Source organism: Paenibacillus jepli, from assembly GCF_047238105.1.
In the GTDB taxonomy this organism is placed as follows: domain Bacteria; phylum Bacillota; class Bacilli; order Paenibacillales; family Paenibacillaceae; genus Paenibacillus_D.
This window is the reverse complement of sequence record NZ_JBDFMD010000001.1, coordinates 7,038,714-7,059,807: the sequence shown is the minus strand read 5'-3', so window position 1 is coordinate 7,059,807 and position 21,094 is coordinate 7,038,714. Positions and strand designations below refer to the sequence as shown.

The following is a 21,094-nucleotide window of genomic DNA, read 5'->3' as shown; positions in this document are numbered from 1 at the left end:
GATGCTTACTTCATACCCGTTTGCTGTCGCGGTATGCGCTCGGCGTCACGCCCTCGTACTTTTTGAAGAGCCGGATATAAGTACTGATACTATAAAAGCCGACTTCTTCGCCGATGTCCTTGACGTATTTGTCTTGTTCGAGCAGCAAGGCTTTGGACCGCTCCACCCGGTATTTGTTGAGGTATTCGGTGAGATTGTCTCCCACTTGCTCTTTGAAATATCGGGACAGGTAGGATGGATGGACACTGTGATGCTCAGCGATTGCCCCGATATTCAAGTCGTGCTCCCGATAGTGATCAGCGATATAAGCCAGCACCTGCTCCTTGAGCCGATTACTGCGGCTCGCCTTGACCCGCTCTCCTGCCAGCTCACATACCTTTTGCAGGAACTGCTTCATGCGCGTACGCATCGCACTTACCGTACTGCCGTTCATCAGCTCGCGGATCGCCTCCAGATTGTCGCTATAGAGCTCGACGCGATCGGGATTGGACTCCATCGCCGCCTTCATCATCGTGCTGCACATATCGAACAGCAGACAGCGGATCATATCTACCGACAGATTCTCCTCCGCCAGGTTGCGGTCGATGACCCCGTCTAGCAGTTGGCTGGCGCCTTCATAATCTCCTGCGCCGACATAATTGAGCAGCTGCTGCTCTTTCTCCAGCGGATAGTCGTAGGACAGCTTCTGCTCCCCGACCTGATCGTGCCAGATAATCGTCTGCTCCCCTTGGAGGATCCGGTAAGCCATCGCTTCCATTGCCTCCTGATATGCGGCAGGCAAGCCCTCCATCGATTCGTGGACACCGCTTACAGAAACTGTAAATTGGATATGGAACCGACTGCCGATAAACCGTTGGGCTTCTTGGATGATCCGGCCGAGCTCGTGGACTGCAGCTGCGGATGTTGTGCCTGGCTCAAAATTAACGATGCAGGCCAGCATCTCATCGACCTCTGTCATCCAGCCTTGATGTCGTTCGCAGACCAGCTCCTCGACGATGTTGGTCATGATCAGATGCACCATCTCACGCCGCTCTTCCGGCCCCTGCTCACCCTGACGGAAGAAGCCGCTGTAATCCTCCAGGTAAAAGAGAATGACCGCATAGTTACTCGCATCCGGTCTGATCCCGTACTCCGGCAGCACGTCCCCGGCGGGGAATCCGGCGGCGATCCGGCCTTTGAGGAAACGTGCAAGCAGATGCGACCGCAAGGTTTTGTTCTGCTTCTCAATCGTCCGATTCATCAGCTGATAGCGGTCCAGCGCGCTATCCATCGCTTCCTCCAGGTAAGCATATTCATCGCTGCTCTCCAGCCCTCCTAGATTCCCATCGCTGCGGGCCACCACACTGCGAACGAGCTTCTGCAGCGGCGAATAGTTGCGCCGGGCAAACAGGACGGCAATGACCGCCCCGATCACGAGCGCCACCAGCAGCATCAGAAAAGTCATATTACGGACATGCTCCGCTTTCTCGCTATATAGCCGTTCAGGAATAGCGTATACATATTTCCAGCTGTTGCGCTCGGACTCGATATACGACAGCGTCACTTCCTCCCCTGCCCAATCGGCGGATGCCGTGTTCACCTGCTCGCGCTCGGCTGCAGGCAGCTCGAAGCTGCGCGATAGCGCAGCTTTCCCTTCCGAGGAGGTCAGGACGGTATTATCGGCGTCGAGGATATAGACATGACCCTGATTGTAGGATTGGATGGTCCTCAGCGAAGCAAAGAGCTGCGCCTCATTCAGCTCGATGACGAGCGTAGCTGACGAAGTACTGTTCTGGGTCAGCGGCAGCGTACGCGCGTACACAATGCCTTCCTCCTCGCCCAGCATTCGCAAGCTGCCAAAGGCTCCGCGCTGCGGTTTCATCAGGAAGCTCTGCCATGCATCATACGCGATGCCGCGCGACAATACATGGTGCTGGAAGAACAGCCCCGTCTCATAATACGAGCTCTCGGTCAGCACAAAGTCACGGTCGCGGAAGTAGATATAAAAGTTGTCCACATACCGTCTGGAGATATTGTAAGCCTTCAGCTCCGCCAGCAGCTGAGAAATCGAGATCCTTTCCGCGGCGGTCACCTCCTGCTGGCCGCGGATCAGGGCGTTGACTCTGGGACTGAAGGAGATCACCTCCGAGAGCCGATACGTAAAGTCGACATAGTTGTCGATCTCCTGCTGCAGCTGCGACAGCAGAGCGGCGTTAGCCCGCGAGATCTCTTCCTCCATCACTTTACGGGTCTGCAGATGCGTCGCGGCCATGATCAGGATCGGGATGAGCAGGACAACGACATACGAGGCCAGCCATCTGCTCCAGATCCCTCGCCAGCGAAAGCGGGTCACTTCGTTCACGGTTCACCCTCCTGCGCTCAGAGTGACTATTCTTTGATCGACCCTATCATAACACCTTTGACAAAATATTTCTGCAGGAAAGGGTAAACGAACAGAATCGGCAGTGTGGCCACTATGATCGTAGCATATTTTATACTCTCGCCGACGGCTTCGACATCCTCTGTGGAGGTATTGCCTGCCATATAGCTGGTGTTGTTCTGGATCAGGATCTCCCGCAAGATCAGCTGCAGCGGGAAAAGCTGCCGGTCCCTCAGATAGATCATCGCGCCAAACCAGGAGTTCCAGTGGCCGACGCCATAGAATAGGATCATTACGGCCATGACAGGCAGCGACAGCGGGATGACGACCCGTAGCAGGATTGTCATATCCTGGGCGCCGTCAATCCGGGCCGATTCGATCAGACTCTCGGGTATTGATGCAAAGGATGTTCGCAAAATAATCAGATTCCAAGTCGAGATGAGCCCGGGCACGATCAATGCAAACAGCGTATTGCCCAGATGCAGCCAATTGTTGACCAACAGATACATCGGGATCAGGCCGCCGGAGAAAAACATCGTAAAGATGATCCAGAGCATGACATGACGGGTCCAGACCACGCCTTTGCGCGAGAGCACATAAGCCCCCAGGGACGTCATAACCAGATTCAGAATCGTGCCGAACCCGACAATAAACAGGGTATTCAGATATCCGCTGATAATATTGGGGTTTTTGAATACCATCACATAGGCGTCCAGCGTAAAGCCAAGCGGCGCCAACAGGATCCCCGTCTGGGCAATCAGCTGCCGAGAGTCGCTGACAGATGCGAACACGACGTAAACAAACGGGTACAATGTGATGACTATCATCCCCAGCATGAAAATCGTATTGACGATATTAAAGGCGATCTCGCCCTTGGTTCTGCGAATGGTGTGTGGTGCCATCGCTCATTCCTCCTGACTCGCGCCGTTAACTACCATAGGCTGTTGTCGCTGATCTTCCTGCTGAACCGATTGGCTGCAATCAACAGGATGAAGTTGATGACCGCCTGGAATACGCCAACCGCTGTTGCATAACTGAATTCAAAGGACTGGAGCCCTTTGCGATATACGAAGGTGCTGATGACATCTGCAGTCACATACGTGTTTGGATTGTAGAGCAAGATGATCTTCTCGAAGCCGACATCCAGCATATTGCCGATCTTCAGAATAAACAGGATGACGATGATTGGCGTAATCCCGGGTAGCGTGATGTGGTAGATCTGTCGCCAACGGCCTGCTCCATCCATCCGGGAGGCTTCATACAGCTCCGGGTTGATGCCCATGATCGCGGCGAGGTAGATGATCGACCCCCAGCCCACACCCTGCCAGATATCCGATATGACATAGATACTGCGGAAGTACTGGATGGGCCAGCAGCACCTGCCGCTCCATGCCAAGCCAGACGAGCACATCGGTGATGATGCCGTCCCTGGCCAGGAACTGGGTAATCATACCGCAGACAACGATGAGCGAGATGAAGTGCGGCAGATAGGTGACGGTCTGGACGATCCGTTTGAAGCGCGAACCGATGATCTCGTTGATCAGCAGCGCGAATACAATCGGAGCCGGAAACGAGAACAACAGCATGTACAAGTTCAGGATCAGCGTGTTCTTGAGCAGCCGCCAGAAGTAGTAGCTATCAAAAAATGAGATGAAATGATCGAATCCGACCCACGGGCTGCCCAGGAAGCCTTCGGCAATCCGGAAGTTTTTGAAGGCAATCAGAGCGCCGTACATCGGTACATAATGGAAAATGAAGTAATAAAGAACAACTGGAAATATCATGAAATAAAGATATTTATGCTTCCTGTAATCCTTCAACAGGCCGTTCATGCGCCGCACTCCTCTCTCGGTTGACGGCCCGGAAGCTGCTGCGGACTTCCGGGCCAAAACTGGCGTTAACGGTTGTTATAACGCTCCAGCGCAGCCTGGCTCAGCTCAAGCACGCGCTCGATCCTCATCGACTGCAGCTGCGCGATATACCGATCGAAGTTTTCGAGCGGCTCTACGCCCATCACGAACCGCAGCAGCATCTCATCCTTGTAGGTTTCGATCTCTGCCATGATCGAGGAGATCTCCTGCGCCTCGTCAGCGGTATGCGTAATCCGCGGCATACGGGTGTTCTCAAGGTTGCTGTAATATTTATTGAAGATTTCAACGGCTTCTTTTTGCTGGTCGAACTTGTAGTATTGCTGAGTATATCTGTCATCCCCCACAAAACCCGGCGCGGGCGCAGATACACGCAGATATTTGGACATGGCTTCTCCGACAGACAATCCTTCAGGGTTATTCGTAATCAAGTCTGTGTAGATCGGCGATCCGTCGACCATCTCATACGTTGTTCCTTCTACACCGAAGGTTTTCAGTATATTTCCTTCCTCCGAGTAGAGATAGTCGAACCATTCGACAGTTGCTTCGGGATTTTTGTTGTCCGGCGTAATGATGGCGCTCCCGTCGCCACGATAATCGTAGGCGGCGACGAAGACCGTCGGTTCGTTTCCTTTATCCAGCACCGGATGCTGAGTCGCGACCAGATCAAAGCTTGGCGCACTTTCAGGAATGGCATTGAGATACTTCCCGATTCCGCCCCCGATGAAAGCGACGAACGCTCCTGTATGGCTGTTCGTGATCTTCGCGTCCTTGGCCTGATTATCCTGGGTAGAGAAGTCGGGATCCAGTAGACCTTCTTCATACCAAGCATTCATTTGCGTCAGGAATTCCTTGTATGCTGGCTCGTAAGGTCCGTATTTTACCGTCCCGTTATCCAGATAAAAACGGTTCCCCATGTTCCATGCGCCGATCAGACGGTCATCTTTGAGCTCTCCGAGCGTTAGCGTCAATGGGCTGGATGCTCCCTTTTGTTCCTTAAAAGCCCGCAGGACAGTTGTCCATTCGTCGATGGTCTCCGGCTTCTCCAGCCCCAGCTCATCGAGCCAGTCCTTGCGGAGTACCATGCCGCTGCTGGCATTGGAGTTACCGACGCCGATGGCCGGGAAGGCATAGATCGTACCGGAGTCGGTGCTGATCTCTTTTGTGATGGCCGGGTTGTCATCCAGATACTTTTTCAGGTTGGGGGCGTGCGATTCGATCAGATCATTGAGCGGGAGGGCCACCCGATCGGCGATCGCCTTTTCCGGACCTCCCGGATAGGTCGTAATATTAGTCTCGATAACGTCCGGCAGATTGCCGGAGGCGATCAGCAGGTTAAACTGCTCGGGAGCGCTGCCGACGGCTGGATGCTGGAATTCGACAGAAACGCCGGTTCTTTTTTCTAACTCTTGATAGAATAAAGAATCGTTATAATTGCTCATTAGTCTCGCGGAATCCCCTGGCAGAGCTACCCAATAGGACAGCTTCAGTTCAGCGGCCCCTGGATCGCCGGAATTGTGCGAGGTGTTATTGTCTGGTGCATTGCTCGGCGGATTATTGTCGGCCGTACTGCAGCCCGCCGCCAACAATCCCAAGCTTAGCACTGCGGCAATCGCGGCATTCATGCGTTTCTTTTTGGATCTTGTCATACATTGACCTCCCTATTGATGGAAAAGTTACGGCCGAAGCTATGCGAATGCGTTTACATTTGATCGCTGCCTCGGTCGAGTGACCCCAGTATAGCCGTGCTATGCCTGCGAAGACAATCGGCAAGTCGTGATCTGAAGAGGTATTTGCTAACCAGGTTATCAGCTGCACATCGACTGCAACAGATGCGCATGGCATGGCTCCTCATTCCCGGACACAAAAAATGAAGCCCAGTCCTGGACTTCATGAGTAGATCATATTTCCTTATCCTGCAGCCAGCGCATCCGGTACACATGCATCCCTGTCTGACCAAGCTCTTCCAGCAAGCCGTAATTGGCCCACGCTCCCACGACTGCTCCTATGCCGGGAAGCATCTGCAGCATCTTGCGGAAATCGATCGTATCCCGGTATTCCTGCTGCAGCTGGCGCCAGTCGATGTCATCGGCTCCGGCCTCGCCTGCGGGGAGCGCCTCTCGTCTCGCCGGCCAGTCCTTGATGACGGACAGCAGCTGACGCTGCTTCTCGGGGCTGGAGAAGGCAAGCTGGAAAAGATAAAGAACAAATAATCGTTCCCGGTAGTCCCGGGTCGAATACCCGTAAACATGAGCCAGCTCAAATAAAAATTTGATCTTGATGCCGATCAGTACAGGAAAATCCACCAGTCCCAGAATAATGCCGCCAGCTCCGGTACCCGCACCTTCAGCCGCTGCAATCTTCTTATAACGGGAGAGCAGCATTTCCGCCTGGGCATCCCGGTCCGCCAGGCTCATCCGCTTCAGCGGCTCCTGCTTCGGGATATATTCCGCTGTGAAGAGACTGGTCTTGACGATTCCCTTGACCGATGAAGTGATCGCACTGTGAACCTTCTCCGGAATCCAGGCATTAATCTTCGTTGAGAACGATTTGGAGGCTCGCTCCAGCACGCCAGGAGCTTTGAGGAATTGCCGTTCCCACACCTTCAGACGTTTGGCCGTCTGCTCTTCATAAACCGTAAAGGCAGACACATGTATCACCTCCAGCAATCACCTACCCCCATCAAATAAGCCGGCCTTGCGTCCAATGTCATAAAGACAGCTTAATTTTGTGACATTGGACCGCCGGCCGGCTGGTTGGGAATCATACAAAAACGTGCGGGAACAACATGAGTGTTATGACTAGAAAATACATCGAGCCTGCGGCGATGCTCAGACTGCGGATGGCTCCCAGCTTGTCCCGGACAGAGCCGCCTTGCAGCGCTTTTTTCATCTTGCCGCCCATGATGCCGCTGGACGCGCCGATCCCGATGACCAGGACAGTCGCCAGGATCCACCACAGCGTAGGATAATCTGCCGTCCCGACCAGATAGCCGCCCGACAGGAAAGCTACCAGCAGAGCGACCTGCCCCACCCGGTTCAGCTTGGCGAGCACTTGCAGCGAGCCCTGACGCGCGCTGTCGTCAGGCAGCCCGTCCACTTTGGCCAGCAGGAAAGGCAATGTCAGATAGAACCCCATGAGCACCGCACCGATGATGTGCAGATAAAGAATGACTTGGACCACGATGTAACCCCTTTCGATTGTAAGATTCTAAGGCTGAGTATACCGCTGTGATGAGCTGGGTGTCAATTCCAGCGTCTCGGTGCCAGCGCTTCAGTGCGCGGCGCCTTCAGGAGCCAGCAAAGCTTCGAGCTCTCTTCGCTCCGGCCCGCTGATCTCCATCATGCCTGCCAGCACTTCGAGCAGCCGGTCGCGGCTGGCCGTCTCCAGCAGCAGATCAAGCATATGGACAATGGCACGCTTCTGCTCCGGATTCAGGCGGGTGAACAGCCTCGGCTCGATCCGGTAGATTTCCTTGATGACAGCCTTCAGCTCGGCCTTGCGTCCGTGATCCGCTGACTCTTCCTGGTGCTCCGGGAAGGCCTCCGAAGACGTCAGATCCTCGATCACCGCTTCGGCAGAGCTCTTCAGAAACGGCTTGCGCTTGCTGTGGATCAACTGATTGATCGTCTCCAGCAGATATTGGTAGGGCTCGCTCTTGCGGCTCAGACCAAATGACAGCTCCTGCTGACCGTACTGATCCTGGCTCATAAAGTCGAAATGGTCAAAGAGCCGGCTGCGGATGTAAACACTATGATGGAAAGCATCCCCTTTGTTATTGAAGGTAGTGGGCTGCTTGTGCCGTTCGTTGCGCGCCGAATCCAGAAAATAAAGCCTGGAATACTCATGATTGATGCGCTCCCGCCAGCGGATGAAGGTTACGGAAAATCGGGTCCGGGTCGGCTCATGTTCCAGCTCCACCTTATCCCGCTCGGCGATCAGTCCCCCATAGTCCAGCGGGATGCCGTCTACGACCAGCTCGAAGCCGCTGCCGGCATGCAGTTCGAGGAACCAGCCGAACTCGCGGCAGAGATAGGAGCGCAGCTGCTCCAGATCCAGATCCCGGTGCAGATGCTCGAAGACGACTTCGGTGCCGGTACCGGTGCCGCTAACGACCGGTTCGGTCACCGCGTACGCGTCGATCGTCTCAGATGCGATGCGGATCGTGTAGCTTTTGTGTATCAGCCCGTCCGAATAAGTGGTGTTCCAAGTCGCAAGTGAGGCAAAGCTGTGGAAAGTCAGACGTCCGATCCCGTTCTTGCCGTGCATCGTCGAGCTCATCCGGATCCGGTTTCCCGGGTCGATCTGCTTCTCTGATTCATAGAATATTTTGAACTTCTGCTCCAGCCCCTGCCTTTGGATGCCGTGCCCGTTATCGGTCACGGTGAGGCGCTCGATACCGTCCAGCTCGTTGCGGCCGATGATCAGCTCTACCCGGGTAGCATTGGCATCGAAGCCGTTCCAGATATACTCGGCCACCGCCTGCAGACTGTCGAACTTTTGCAGCGTCTTTTTGATCCCCCTGGGGGTGATCTGTATTTTTTCCACCGCGCTCACTCCCCTCTCCATACTCTCTTTAGTTTACCATAAGCCAAGATCGTTTTTGCAATCAAAAAAGGCCGCACGCTTCCTGTAATAGCGAAACGTACGGCCTACATGTAGTGTCGGTATTATTTTGCTGCGGACAAAGCATCCGTCAAGATCATATCCTCGGCACGTTCGACGACTTCTTCCGGCGTCAGGTCCGGATGGTCGATCAGGATGCCGTAACGCAATCCGTCCTCGTCCCAGCTTAGCATCCGAATCTCGCTGATATACTCAGCCTGGTGGCCGCGGATGGTCAGATCTCCGTTCAGCTCGGCGTCCACCGGCGTCTCGAATACCGTCAGCGTCAGGACAGGCAGCTCATTCTCCCAGTACGAGACATTGACCTCGGTTCTGTCTAACATGCCTTCATAGATATGCCACTCGACTTGCTGTTCCTTAAGATTGGCATCCCCCAACACCAGGAAGGGCTGACCGAGTGCGGCAGCGGCTTCCTCTAGCGTGCCGGTATGACTGGGCATCATCTCGTCCATCGATGCGATCTCTACACCTGGAGGCAAGTCCAACGTGAAGTCTGTCTCGTCAAATGTCGGCGAGAAATCCAGCATGCTGTAAGATGTCTCCGTGCGGATGTCACCGGTAACCGAGACTGCCCTCACCAGAAACCAGGTCTCCTGATCCACCCAGAATTCCATATCGCCCATCAGTGAATCCTTCTCCTTGGCATTGACTTTCAAGTGGTAGACCTTGCTGCCCAGCAGTTCTTCCTCCCCTGCCACTTCATACGAATGCGTATCCTTAAGACGCTCCAGCATCCCTGTCAGCTGCTCTTTTTGCGTCATGCCTCCGTATTCTCCCATGTCGGTCAGATCGATGGCATGCGCAGTCTCCGAACCTTCCTCATAGAGGATCACCCGATCCCTTTCGCGAAGCGCATAGGAACTGGTTTGTTCGTTTAGCAGATCGGTCGCCACGATTTTACGCCTGCCGTCTTCATGTACATACTCTGCCATGCTGGCGTGCTCGTTCAATTCGTCGTTCAGATAAACCTTAAGCTCGCTTTCCGCATAGTAGCTCATCGGATTTGCCTCGGATTGCATGACGTGGCTGATGATTTCTTCCGAAGAAGCGGTTAGTGTATTGCTGCATGCGGCGAGAAGTGTTGTCGCCGCCAAAGGAATAAGAAACAAGGCTCTAATTTTCATCGTTGGTTGCCTTCCTTTCTGGTAGCCGGCACGCGATGAGTGTACCGTAGCTTGTTGTGGACCACAGCCGGATATGGCCGCCATGCCGCTCGATCAGCAGCTTGGCAATGCTGAGTCCCAGACCTGAGCTGCCGCCCGCAGCCCGCGAGTCTTCGCCCTGTACGAAAGGCTCAAACACGCGCATCTGCATGGCTTCGGGGATACTGTCCCCTTCATTTTGGACGATAAGCAGGCTGGTGTCCTTGCGCCAGTGCTCAACTTCCGCCCGGAATGGCTCCCACAGTCCATCCGGAAGCGGTTGTTCGCTGGAGACAGCGGCGATCAGGAGATGACCGCCCTTTGGGGTATGACGAATCGCATTGCCGGTCAGATTGTCCATGATGCGGATCATCTGCGTGACATCGACCGCATAAGTGCCGGATATCCGCTGTTCGACCGTCAACCGGATCCCTTTTCTGGCGGCTGGTTCTTCGTAGCCGGACAGCAGCATATCGAACAATTCCTCCCCTTCGACTTCGATCCGCTCGAGCCGGTAACTCGATGCTTGCAGGGATGCGTAGATCGACAGATCGTCGATCAATTGTTTCATATAATCCAGCTTGTCGGTCAAAATCGTTTTGTACTCTTGTTTTTCCTGTTCGGATAACGCTTTGCCGCCGGTCAAGCCCTCCGCATAGGCACGTATTACGGTCAGCGGCGTTTTCAGATCATGGGACAGCGCCGCCAGCATCGTTTCTTTTTCTTGCTGCTGTGCGTGTATCGCCTGTTGCGCGCTCTCGATCTTGTCCTTCATTTCATGAAAGCGCACCGTAAGCTCGCCGATCTCATCCCTGGCAGGTGCGTCGTGCGTTACCTTGCGGCCATCGGCAAATGCGGACATCTGTTTTTGCAGGCTGAGCAGCGGCCGGTTCAGCTTGCGATGCAGCAGATAGACAGCCAACGCATATAAGAGTACCAGGAAACCTGCCAGCGGACCGACGATCAGAGCTGTCCGGTTCTGCACGCCTTGCAGCCATTCATCTCTGCGGATGGTTACTTCATAGAAGCCTGCCAGTTGTCCGTTGCCGAGCACGACTGGCTGCTTCAGCGTATAGGTGCTAAGATTTTTCTGGACTTGATTAACCTGGCGGTACAGCTCCCTGGTATTCATCTTGCTCAACCTTGAGATCGCAGGACTGTCCAGCGTGGAGTACAGGAGGATCCCGTCATAACGGTACAGCCTGATCCCCGTCGTGTCGTCGGAGAGCTGGCGGATGGCCTCATAATTGTCAGGCGGCTGCAGCTTATAATGACGCTCGTCCTGCAGCACGGGCTCCATCGCACTAACGGTCTGCATCACATCCATATACTCGAGCAGATCGCGCTCTCTGTCATAGGCAGTGAGCATGCTGTACAACAGATAGAGTGTGAGCAACGGCAGCAGCATGACCAGAACATAGCTAAGCATCAGCATCGTACGGATCTTCATAAGGATTCTCCGATAAACCGGTAGCCTTCGCCCCAAACCGTCTGAATAAAGGTGGCGGAGCGGGTATTATCCTTCAGCTTGACCCGCAAGCCTTTGATATGGACGGTGACGGTATGAGTGCCTTGTTCGTCCGTCTGCTGCCAGACTTGCTCGTACAACGCCGATTTGGAGAAGACTTCGAAAGGATGCCTGGCCATGAGACTAAGCAGTTCCCATTCTTTTGGGGTCAATTGCAGCAACTCATCGTCGAGATGAACGCTTCTGGTCGCGTAATCGATGCTTAATCCGTGTGCATAACGCGACGGTCCCTGGGCCAGCTGATCATGCCGGTAGCGGCGGTACCGCCGCAGATGCGAAGCGACCCGCGCGCTGAGCTCGTCCAGACTGAACGGCTTGGTCATATAATCATCCGCTCCCAGCTCCAGCCCGCGCACCTTGCTCTCATCCTCGGCCCGGGCGCTAAGGATGATCAGCGGTACGTCAGAGGCTTTGCGGATGGTCCGGCACAGCGAGTAACCATCAAGCTCGGGCAGCATCAGGTCCACCAGGACGAGGTCATATTCGGCAAGCTTAAAATCCTCCCAGCCTTCCTTGCCTGTCGATGCCCAGGCAACCCCGTACCCTTCCTTCCGCAGATGATCGCACACGATCCGGGCAATCTCCCCGTCATCCTCTACCAGCAGCAATTGTGCAGTTTGTGTCATGGCCGTAATAGCGCCTCCTTCTCCCAAGTTCTATTCTAGTTGTTTATCCCGGTATCTAATGAATCTTTATAAACGCTTTATAAGTTCAACGTATAGGATAACAAAAAAAGATACCCTCATGCGACGAGGGTATCTCGAATTCATCTATCATTGCTTTGGTCTAGGCTCTGAGCGTCTTCAGCGCGCCGCTCCAGGCGATGACCTGGTCCAGCATCAGATTGATATTGGTATGGTGTAGTTCAGCCGGCTTGAAGACGGTGAAGTTCTCAAAATCGGTGAACAGCGACAAAGTCGGGTGCGTCTTAACATCTGCGATCAAGAGCTCGCCCATGATGCCGCGCAGATGTTCGGCCGCCCGTGCGCCGCCCGTGCTGCCGTAGCTGACGATGCCTGCCGCCTTGTTGTTCCAATGCTCGCGCACGTGATCCAGGGCATTCTTGAGCGCACCGCTGATGCTGTGATTATACTCAGCCACGATGAATACAAATCCGTCCAAGCTATTAATCTTGTCGTTCCATGCCGTGATGCCAGGCTCTGCACCCGTGCCCTCACCGAGGAAAGGAAGCTTGAACTCTGCGATGTCGACGATCTCGTAGTTAGCGTCACCGCGCCCGTCCGCGAGCTTTTTCACCCATTCCCCTACCTGGGGGCTTACCCGTCCTTGACGCGTACTTCCCAGGATGATACCAATGTTCAGCTTTTGGTCTGACATATTATAATCCTCCTTTTCATACTGCGATGGACTCGGAAAATCAATCGCTTTTTTTCCAGTCACTGGCTATTTTATCGTATTCAGCGCATCATGAAAAGTAGGCACATTCGTGCGCCCTAGTATACACGGTGATACTAACTGGCGGTGCAATACGATGGGCAATCAGCTAGAGCTTAATCCGGTAGGACGAAACCAAACGGATTTGTGTGCCTTTAGACGAAGTAAATTCATAATGATCGCTGAAAGCAAAGGATTGGCCATCCTCCGTCTGCCAGCTGCCGCTGGCCGCACCGATCTTGCCGTGAGAGATAGCATGGTCGACCGTCACTTCCTTAACGCTGGCGACAGCTGTCGCTCCCTCCGTCACAGCCGATGCCGGATAATCCTCCTGCCCGATCACCCGGACCACCGCCTCCTCGGCCAAGGTATTCAAAAGCAGCTCGCCATTGCCGGTGATCAAGGCGATCGCCATCTCTTCCACCAGTTGGTTTTTGGGCGAGTTGCCGCACATGCCGCTGCGGGTAATCTCAGTCATTTGCAATCCTCCTGACACTGGTGTAGTTTTTCTATTAAAGCAAGTATAGCAGGTCGGTGGCGAGGCGGATAGGCTGCGATCGAGATGAATATGAGTATGTTTACTAAGGTGGCGATGCTGAAATTGCGAACTTGAATGGGCTTAACTCATCCAATATGAAAATTCATACTCGATTGGCGATTTTCCAGCAAAATGATGCAACGAACACGAAATATCGTGTTTATTTCGCCATTTTATAACCGAATGCCAAAATGAGTATGAAATTTCGAGTTCATTCGCTGATGAAAGCTTGATGCTTCTCTAAATTCTCTAAGTACGAAAAAACGGAGCTTCTGCAGGCATAATGGCTGCAAAGCTCCGGATTGTTATGAACGTTCGGGTAAATTCAAATAACATCGATTACTTGGCATGGATCACGATATTAATGCTGCGGCTCTCCTTCCACCAAGCCACCTCGTGGCCAAAAGCAGCTGTAACGGCCCGAATCGGCACATAGGTCGTGTTGTTGCGCAGGATCGGCTGATGCTCTGCCGCTGCCAGCTTGTCGTCGATCCACAGCTTCACGCCCGCCGCTGAGCTGACTAATGCGGTCTCGGGCTTCGTGCGGATGAGCACGCTCTTCGTCGCCGCATGCCAGACAACCTGCTCTTTGGACAGCGAACCGATCGCCCGCAGCGGCACATACGCCCGGCCGTCGATCAGCAGCGCCTGCATAGCTGGATCAACCGCAGGGATGCCGTTGATGGAAACTAGTGGGGTGGCTGCAGGCTGGACATCGAGCGATACGCTTGCCCCGCCGGTTCCTGAATTGCGGTATAGCAAGTGGCCTCGACCTGGCTTGATAGGGTGCAGCCGTCCGTCCTCCCCTTTGCCGAATGCCGGTATGATAAATGTTGTATCAAAACGACCGAAATTTGTCTTCGCACTATGAACAATATAAGGGGGCTGGTACCCGTCCCCGGAATAAGACGCCGCATCAGGAGACCACAATATGTCGATTTCTCCCTGCGCTTCAAAACTAATATCAACTCCACTAACGCGAATCTTCTGACCGATCGCAACTTGTTCGGTGTCCAGCGTCATCAATGGGTAGGGCATATCCAAGTCACCCAGCATCTGCATGATATTTTGATTATCCATGACCAGCTCCGCTTCTCCCGTTCTCATCACTAACTTGCCGCCATTTGCCGAGGATAGCGTAAAATAGAACCCCGACTCCATAGTGACTCTATAGCCGTGGAAAAAGCCCACTCTTATTTCCGGCGGCAATTGCATATCGACACCTTCAGCTGCGATCTTCTTTAGAAAGCCGCAAACCTTAACAAGATCCGCATGGTCCGCTTCCCTCTCGCCCAGCAGAGGCTGGAACAGCAGGTCGCCTTGCTGCCTGCTCACGAATTTCATCGTATCCGGACTGCACGCAGCCGCTTCCTCTTTAAATTGCTGGATAAGCTCCGCTTTCGTCGGCTGATCTGCTTCCTGTGCGTGAACCGCGACCGGCAATGCCGCCATCGACAAGAGCGCCGTAGCCACAATAGCTCGCTTCAACCGCTTTGTATAGTTATCCATCTTCCATTCCCCTCTCACTCTTCCAACCCTCTGACAAAATAGACGTTAGCGTTCGGAGAAAGTTTCGTTCATTAACAAATTTGGATCATTTTAGAACAAAAAAAGAAGCATTCGCATCTGAAAATGCGCATGCTTCATCAATAGTAGCCATTGCAAGAGTAAAACTGAACGACTCACGCCGTCCGTTAACATTGATATTACTGAACAGCCTTCTTCCAGTCGGCAGCGAACTTCTCCAGCCCTTGATCAGTGAGCGGATGCTTGGAGATCTGCTCGATCACGGCAAACGGAACCGTCGCGATATGCGCGCCTGCCAAGGCAACGCGTGTCACATGATCCGGGTGGCGAACCGAAGCGGCGATGATCTGCGTGTCCAGGTTGTGCACGCGGAACAGCTCAGCCACCTTGGTCACCAGCTGCACGCCATCCTCGGAGATATCGTCGAGACGGCCGAGGAATGGCGACACATAGGTCGCGCCGGCGCGAGCAGCGAGCAGCGCCTGATTGACGGTGAAGATCAGTGTCACATTCGTTTTGACGCCCTTCTTGGTCAGGTAGCGGCATGCTTCCAGACCGGCCAGCGTCATGGGCAGCTTGATCGTAATGTTGTTGTCATGGTTGTTGATCTTGATCAGTTCGTCCGCCTGTGCGATCATCTCTTCGGCCGTCGTCACATCAGGCGTGACCTCGGCGGAGACCGACTCAACCTCTGGCACCTCCTTCAGAATCTCCTCGATGCGGTCCTCGAATTTGATGCCTTCTTTGGCGACCAGTGATGGATTGGTCGTCACACCAGAGAGGACGCCGATTTTGTAAGCCTTCTTGATATCTTCCAGGTTAGCCGAATCGATAAAAAATTTCACAAGTAACAACCTCCATTAGATATGTGATGTGTCTTACTTGAAACGAAATTCTTATGTGCTTCCTGCGAGGAGAAAACGCTTAGGCCAGCTGTGCGGCGGCAGCAGCGGGAGCAAGCTGCTCCTGCTGCTCGTCCTGCCACCAGCGGAAGCCGTCTGCTGCCAGCAGCTCGTCTGCTGCAGCCGGGCCCCATGTACCGGCTTCATACCGATGAAGCGGAACTTCATTGGCTGCGAATGCCTCCAGGATCGGTTGCACCCACTGCCATGACAGCTCGACTTCGTCCCAGTGAGCGAAGAATGTCGGGTCGCCAGCGATTGCATCGCGGATCAGGCTCTCGTAGGCTTCCGGCATATCTTCCGTCTGCTCGTGGAAGTTAATATGGATCGGTTTGATCGCCCCCTTGTCCTTCGGATCTCTCGCATTGAGCTGCAGCGTGATCCCTTCGTCCGGGCCGATATCGAAGATGAGCAGGTTCGGCGTCTTTGGTACGAGCGGATGCTTGGCGGACTGCTGCAGCGGCTCCTTGAACTCGATCACGATCCGGGTTGCCTTCTCCTGCAGCCGCTTGCCCGTGCGGATGTAGAACGGTACGCCGCGCCAGAAGTAGTCATCGATCTGCAGCTTGGCCGCGATATACGTATCGTTCATCGACGTGGCGGCGATGCCCGGCTCCTCCGTATAACCTGCCACTGGCTGTCCTTTCAGGTTGCCTTCCGCATACTGGCCCCGTATGATCTGAGTGCCAACCTGCTGCCTGTGCAGCGGTTCCAGCGCCTCCATCACTTTGCGCTTCTTGAAACGCACCTGCTCGGCAGAGCTGTTCGTCGGCAGCTGGCTTGTGAGCATCATGAGCAGCTGCAGCATATGGTTCTGGAACATATCGCGGATGGCTCCGGACTGGTCATAGTAGGCTGCCCGCTGCTCGACGCCGACGGTCTCGCTGGCCGTGATCTGGACATTGGCGATATAGCGGTTGGTCCAGAGCGCCTGGAGCACAGGGTTGTTCTGCTGCAGCACCTCCAGCTTCTGGACCATCGGCTTGCCCAGATAATGGTCGATCCGGTAGATCTCGTCTTCAGCGAAGGACTCGCTCAGCTTAGCGTTGAGCGCCCTTGCTGAAGCCAGGTCGTAGCCGAAAGGCTTCTCGATGACGAGACGCTTCCAGCCGCAATCCGATCCTAATCCGCTAGCCTTGATATTCTCGGCGATCGGTCCGAAGAACTCCGGACCTACGGACAGATAGAACAGCCGGTTCGCAACCGCCCCGTATCCCGCTTCACGTTCCTTGACGAAACGGAGCAAGCGATCATAGTCCTCGCTATGTCCGACATCAAGCACCTGATAGTAGAACGATTGGACGAACTGCGAGACGGCTGCGCTATTACTGCCCTCCCGTCTGGAGAATTCGCGAAGCGAACGTTCGACATTAGCCCGGAAGACGTCCACCGGTACTTCCCGCCTGCCCAACCCTACCAATGTAAAGTCGCTCGGCAGCTTGCGGTCGAGAAATAAATTATACAGGGCCGGATATATTTTTCGTTTGGCCAAATCCCCGGTCGCTCCGAACAAAACAATTGTTGTTGGCTCCATGGTTCTCTCCCTCTCCTGCAGAACTTACGCTTCATTGGTCCGGCAACCGAACGTTCACCGGTTGGCAATAAAATCGATTTCTTGTCGCAAGCTCTGGAATGTTTTTCGTATCTACACTATAATATGAATACCATCTATACATGTAATTAATATATTTTACAGGAGCTATAGACCCCATCTATGAACAATAATTATGAGCTCTACAAAGTGTTCTATCTGGCTGCCAAGACAGGAAGCTTGACCCAGGCTGCGAAGGCGTTATTCCTAACCCAGCCGAGCGTCAGTCACGCCATCAAACAGCTGGAAGCCAGCTTCGGACTGCCTTTGTTTTACCGTACGGCCAAGGGAGTGACGCTGACGCAGGAAGGCACGACGCTATATTCCTACATCGAACAGTCGCAGATCCTGATCACTCTGGCAGAAGAAAAGATGGCCGCCCTCAAAAATCTGGAAAGCGGCGAGCTGCGGATCGGCGGCAGCGATTCGCTGTTCAAGCATTATTTGCTTCCTTATCTGGAGGAATTCCATCAGCGCTATCCAGGGATCCGGCTCCATCTCAATCACGGCACCACACCGGAGACGATCGCCAACCTGAAGGAAGGTCGCATCGACCTTGGCGTCGTCCGGATGCCGATCGTCGATCCGCAGCTCGATGTGAACGACAGCTTCCAACTGCAGGATTGCTTTGTTGCAGGCGCGCGATACGCCGAATTAAAGGATCGAGTCCTGTCATTGGAGAAGCTGCTGCATTATCCGATCATCCTGTTCTCCCGCAACAGCCGGGTGCGTGTCGCGATCACCGAGCTGTTCCAGAGCTACGGTCACAATCTGAAGCCGGATATCGAGGTCGGCAGCGTCGACCTCCTGATCGAGTGCGCCCGCCGGGGCCTCGGCATCTCCTTCGTTACCAGAGAGTTCGTCTCGCGTGAGCTCGAGGAAGGTTCGCTTTTTGAAGTCCAGCTTGATATGACGATTCCACCGTCCCAGGTGGGCATTATGACGATGCGCAACCTGCCGCTCACGGTGACGGCCAGCAATTTTATCGAGCTGGTGAAGTGATCAGAGTGCCGCCAGGTCGTTTAGTTTAACCAAGCCCGTAACGCAATTGGTAAAAGGAAAAGCCCGTACCTTAACAGGTGCGGGCTTGCTTGCGCCCGTCAAAAGCCGGGCCAATCGATAATCAGGCAACAGGCAGCTTGACAGTAACCTGGTAGGTCGTTCCTTCGACAAGTCCGCGCAGGACGCCGTCCTGTACGAGCTCGCCGTCAACATAGACTTCCGTAGAAGCTACGCCGGGTTCCCGTTTGATCGCCACTTGCAGCTTCGAGCCGCGGAATGTCCGCGTCACGCTGGCCTCGCCCCATGCTGCGGGCAGCTGCGGCCGGATACGGATCCCTTCTGTCGTTCCCTGCAGTCCGAACAATCCGTCGACCAGGATCCGGTACACCCATGGCACGGTGCCTGTGTTGAACAGATGGCTGGAGCGCCCGGCAGTGTGCGGGTATTGCCGGTAAGCGCCCCGGTAGTAATTGGGGATGAATACCGGCAGCTGGCCGCGGCGAACGATATCCTCCTGGTCCGGACCTGGCAGCATCTTGCGCAGCACCCGGTATGCACGGTCCTGCTCGCCTGCCACATAGAGCGCATAGATGTAGAACGCAGAGGCGTGGTTGTAGACGGCGCCGTTCTCGGCGCTGCCCGGGTGCTTCTGCGTCACCCGCCCCACGTCTTCTCTCATCGCCGTGAACGAAGGCGCCAGCTTCTCGACGCCGTATGGCGATTCGAGCTGCTCCTCTACCGCCTCGATCAGCTTGCGGCTCTTCTCATGGTCGGCTGCACCGCTCATAAGCGACCAGCTCTGCGGGTTGATGTAGATCCGTCCCTCCGGATCCGAGCTTACACCGAAGACAACATTGTCGTCCGTGATGCCGCGTGCATACCAGGAGCCGTCCCACAGATACTGATTGGCGACAGCGTTGGTCTCTTCCGCCATCCGGCGGAACACCGCAGCCTCCTCTCCCCGGCCATAGCGTTCGCTGATTCCAGCCCACACGTTGAAGCCATAAGCAGAAGCGATCGTCAGCCAGCCGGAGACGCCGCGACCTTTGTAGCCTACCATATTCATCGGATCGCACCAGTCACCCTGATTGATATAGTTGAGTCCTCGCTCATCGCGGTTCTGAGCCAGCCAGTGCATCGCGCGGGTGATATGGTCGTAGACCGAAGCCTGCTCATCGGAATCCGCAAACCCGATCACAACGTCCAGAATCCCGTAGTCATTGGTTTCATCGAGGTACGTATCCAGACAGATCGGCAGCCATACACAATGATCCGTGTGCGGAACTTGGTTGATATATTTGAGCTCGGCGTCCTTGTGGAGGATGATGCCGTCCGGCATCGCCCCACTCGTCTCCTGCTGCTTCAGCGCCGTAAGGAAGGCTTCTCTTGCTATAATCGGGGTGATATAGCTCATCCCCATGTTGTCCTGCAAATAATTGCGGGTCTGGGGATCCGTCGTAAGCCGGTTGGTCTTGCCGTGGTAGTACATCTGGCGCGGCAGCCATTCGTTCACGAAATTGTCCAGATCGGCATCCGGCGTCCGAATCTCCAGGCAGCCCCGGCCTTCGGCAACATAGTCGGCAGCTGCCGCTTTGGAGGCTGCAAAGCCGTCCTGATCAAAGTAGCGGCTGCGGATATCCGCAATCTCTTGCTCCGTCCTGGCGGGACCGAACAGGAAGCGGTAGCTCTGCTCCTCGTCCGCCGTAAGCGCGAGCCGGTATTGGAGCGCCGCGATCGGTGTCTCGTAGCGCGCTTCGCCGCACGCCAGCTGGTCCGCGGCGATAGCCGACGGCATCATGATCCCGCCCTCGCCTTCGAACTGCTCCTGGTTCACTTCCCAGGCATCCGCCTTGCGGTCGGGGAGCAGGAAGGTCTTGTCCTTCAATTCTTTGATCTTGCTATAGTCTTGATACTTCTGATACGGCGTCACCGAAGAACAGACAATACCATCCAGGGCGGCGACATATTCGGCCGATTGATTCATCCAGGACATATAGCCTACTGTGAAGGCAGGATAAATACTCAGTTTGCGCGGCTTGCCGCCAACATTTTTTACTCTGATCTCCCACAGCTCGATCGGCTCAGCCGGGGGCAGCGTCAGACGCATCTCGATCTCTACGTCCAGACAACGGACCGTCCAATAGATGTCGTGCTTGCCGGCTGCAAAAGTATACTGGTCCGGCAGCTTGCGCACAGGCTCGTACGGCGCCGAGAACACCTCGCCGCTTTCCTCATCCTTAATATAGACGAACCGTCCGGGATGATGAGCATAGTAAGGCTGCTCCGGCTGCATGAACGTCTTCGCTTCGAGATTGGGCGCATGTGAATACTTCGCCGGCTCGGGCTGCATGAACTGGGCGACCGCGTAACCTCTGCAGTTCATATGGATCATCATCGTCTCATTCCAGAGAAAACCCGATGCCTTGGGCAGCTCGGTCGGACTGTACAACTCATAATATTGCTTGTCTGCGCTTGCTTTTAATACCATCTTGCCGCTTCCCCTCTTTCCCGTGAATATTGCAAATGCTGCTCAACACTTGTCATTATAGCATAAGCCCACAACGTGTGGCTTGGCTTCGAAGCGTACTTAGGTACTTTGCTTGGGCTCCGGATATA

General features: G+C 54.6%; 16 protein-coding genes and 1 pseudogene. 1 reads left to right on the top strand and 16 read right to left on the bottom strand.

Annotated features, from left to right (window positions below):
• Positions 1-10: 10 nt before the first annotated feature.
• From ABC336_RS30280 to zwf, 15 genes and pseudogenes are all read right to left on the bottom strand, one after another.
• Positions 11-2,341 carry an AraC family transcriptional regulator gene (locus ABC336_RS30280; RefSeq protein WP_413242210.1) on the bottom strand — a complete coding sequence of 777 codons (2,331 nt, stop codon included), beginning with the start codon at positions 2,339-2,341 and terminating at the stop codon, positions 11-13.
• Positions 2,342-2,367: 26 nt separating this feature from the next.
• Positions 2,368-3,261 (bottom strand): carbohydrate ABC transporter permease, encoded by an 894-nt coding sequence (locus ABC336_RS30275; protein WP_413242209.1) that lies wholly within the window; start codon positions 3,259-3,261, stop codon positions 2,368-2,370.
• Positions 3,262-3,290: 29 nt separating this feature from the next.
• Positions 3,291-4,191, bottom strand: a pseudogene (locus ABC336_RS30270) (ABC transporter permease).
• A 65-nt stretch (positions 4,192-4,256) separates the two neighbouring features.
• Positions 4,257-5,876, bottom strand: coding sequence for an extracellular solute-binding protein (locus ABC336_RS30265; protein WP_413242208.1), 1,620 nt, complete (start codon positions 5,874-5,876; stop codon positions 4,257-4,259).
• A gap of 252 nt (positions 5,877-6,128) precedes the next feature.
• Positions 6,129-6,878 carry an EcsC family protein gene (locus ABC336_RS30260; RefSeq protein ID WP_413242207.1) on the bottom strand — a complete coding sequence of 250 codons (750 nt, stop codon included), beginning with the start codon at positions 6,876-6,878 and terminating at the stop codon, positions 6,129-6,131.
• A 112-nt stretch (positions 6,879-6,990) separates the two neighbouring features.
• Positions 6,991-7,410, bottom strand: coding sequence for a hypothetical protein (locus ABC336_RS30255; protein WP_413242206.1), 420 nt, complete (start codon positions 7,408-7,410; stop codon positions 6,991-6,993).
• Positions 7,411-7,500: 90 nt separating this feature from the next.
• Positions 7,501-8,775, bottom strand: a complete 1,275-nt coding sequence (locus tag ABC336_RS30250; RefSeq protein WP_413242205.1) for an ATP-binding protein — start codon at positions 8,773-8,775, stop codon at positions 7,501-7,503.
• A 122-nt stretch (positions 8,776-8,897) separates the two neighbouring features.
• Complete coding sequence (locus tag ABC336_RS30245) at positions 8,898-9,977, bottom strand: LolA family protein (RefSeq protein WP_413242204.1); 1,080 nt, start codon at positions 9,975-9,977, stop codon at positions 8,898-8,900.
• Positions 9,967-11,445, bottom strand: a complete 1,479-nt coding sequence (locus ABC336_RS30240; protein ID WP_413242203.1) for a HAMP domain-containing sensor histidine kinase — start codon at positions 11,443-11,445, stop codon at positions 9,967-9,969. Before ABC336_RS30240 ends, ABC336_RS30245 begins: the two co-directional genes overlap by 11 nt.
• A complete protein-coding gene (locus ABC336_RS30235) occupies positions 11,442-12,149 on the bottom strand; it encodes a response regulator transcription factor (RefSeq protein WP_413242202.1) in 708 nt (235 codons plus the stop codon). Before ABC336_RS30235 ends, ABC336_RS30240 begins: the two co-directional genes overlap by 4 nt.
• Before the next feature lie 160 nt (positions 12,150-12,309).
• Positions 12,310-12,861, bottom strand: coding sequence for an NADPH-dependent FMN reductase (locus ABC336_RS30230; RefSeq protein ID WP_413242201.1), 552 nt, complete (start codon positions 12,859-12,861; stop codon positions 12,310-12,312).
• 166 nt (positions 12,862-13,027) lie between these two features.
• Complete coding sequence (locus tag ABC336_RS30225) at positions 13,028-13,396, bottom strand: hypothetical protein (RefSeq protein ID WP_413242200.1); 369 nt, start codon at positions 13,394-13,396, stop codon at positions 13,028-13,030.
• A gap of 399 nt (positions 13,397-13,795) precedes the next feature.
• On the bottom strand, positions 13,796-14,965 hold the full coding sequence (locus tag ABC336_RS30220; protein ID WP_413242199.1) for a copper amine oxidase N-terminal domain-containing protein: 1,170 nt from the start codon (positions 14,963-14,965) through the stop codon (positions 13,796-13,798).
• A gap of 197 nt (positions 14,966-15,162) precedes the next feature.
• Positions 15,163-15,828: a fructose-6-phosphate aldolase gene (fsa, locus tag ABC336_RS30215; RefSeq protein ID WP_413242198.1), complete on the bottom strand. Its 666-nt coding sequence runs from the start codon at positions 15,826-15,828 to the stop codon at positions 15,163-15,165.
• A gap of 79 nt (positions 15,829-15,907) precedes the next feature.
• On the bottom strand, positions 15,908-17,419 hold the full coding sequence (gene zwf, locus ABC336_RS30210; protein ID WP_413242197.1) for a glucose-6-phosphate dehydrogenase: 1,512 nt from the start codon (positions 17,417-17,419) through the stop codon (positions 15,908-15,910).
• Between the two features lie 180 nt (positions 17,420-17,599).
• Between zwf and ABC336_RS30205 the strand changes: the two genes are divergently transcribed.
• On the top strand, positions 17,600-18,478 hold the full coding sequence (locus ABC336_RS30205) for a LysR family transcriptional regulator (protein ID WP_413242196.1): 879 nt from the start codon (positions 17,600-17,602) through the stop codon (positions 18,476-18,478).
• A gap of 121 nt (positions 18,479-18,599) precedes the next feature.
• Here the strand turns inward: ABC336_RS30205 and ABC336_RS30200 are convergent, their stop codons facing one another.
• A complete protein-coding gene (locus ABC336_RS30200) occupies positions 18,600-20,966 on the bottom strand; it encodes a GH36-type glycosyl hydrolase domain-containing protein (RefSeq protein ID WP_413242195.1) in 2,367 nt (788 codons plus the stop codon).
• Positions 20,967-21,094: the final 128 nt, after the last annotated feature.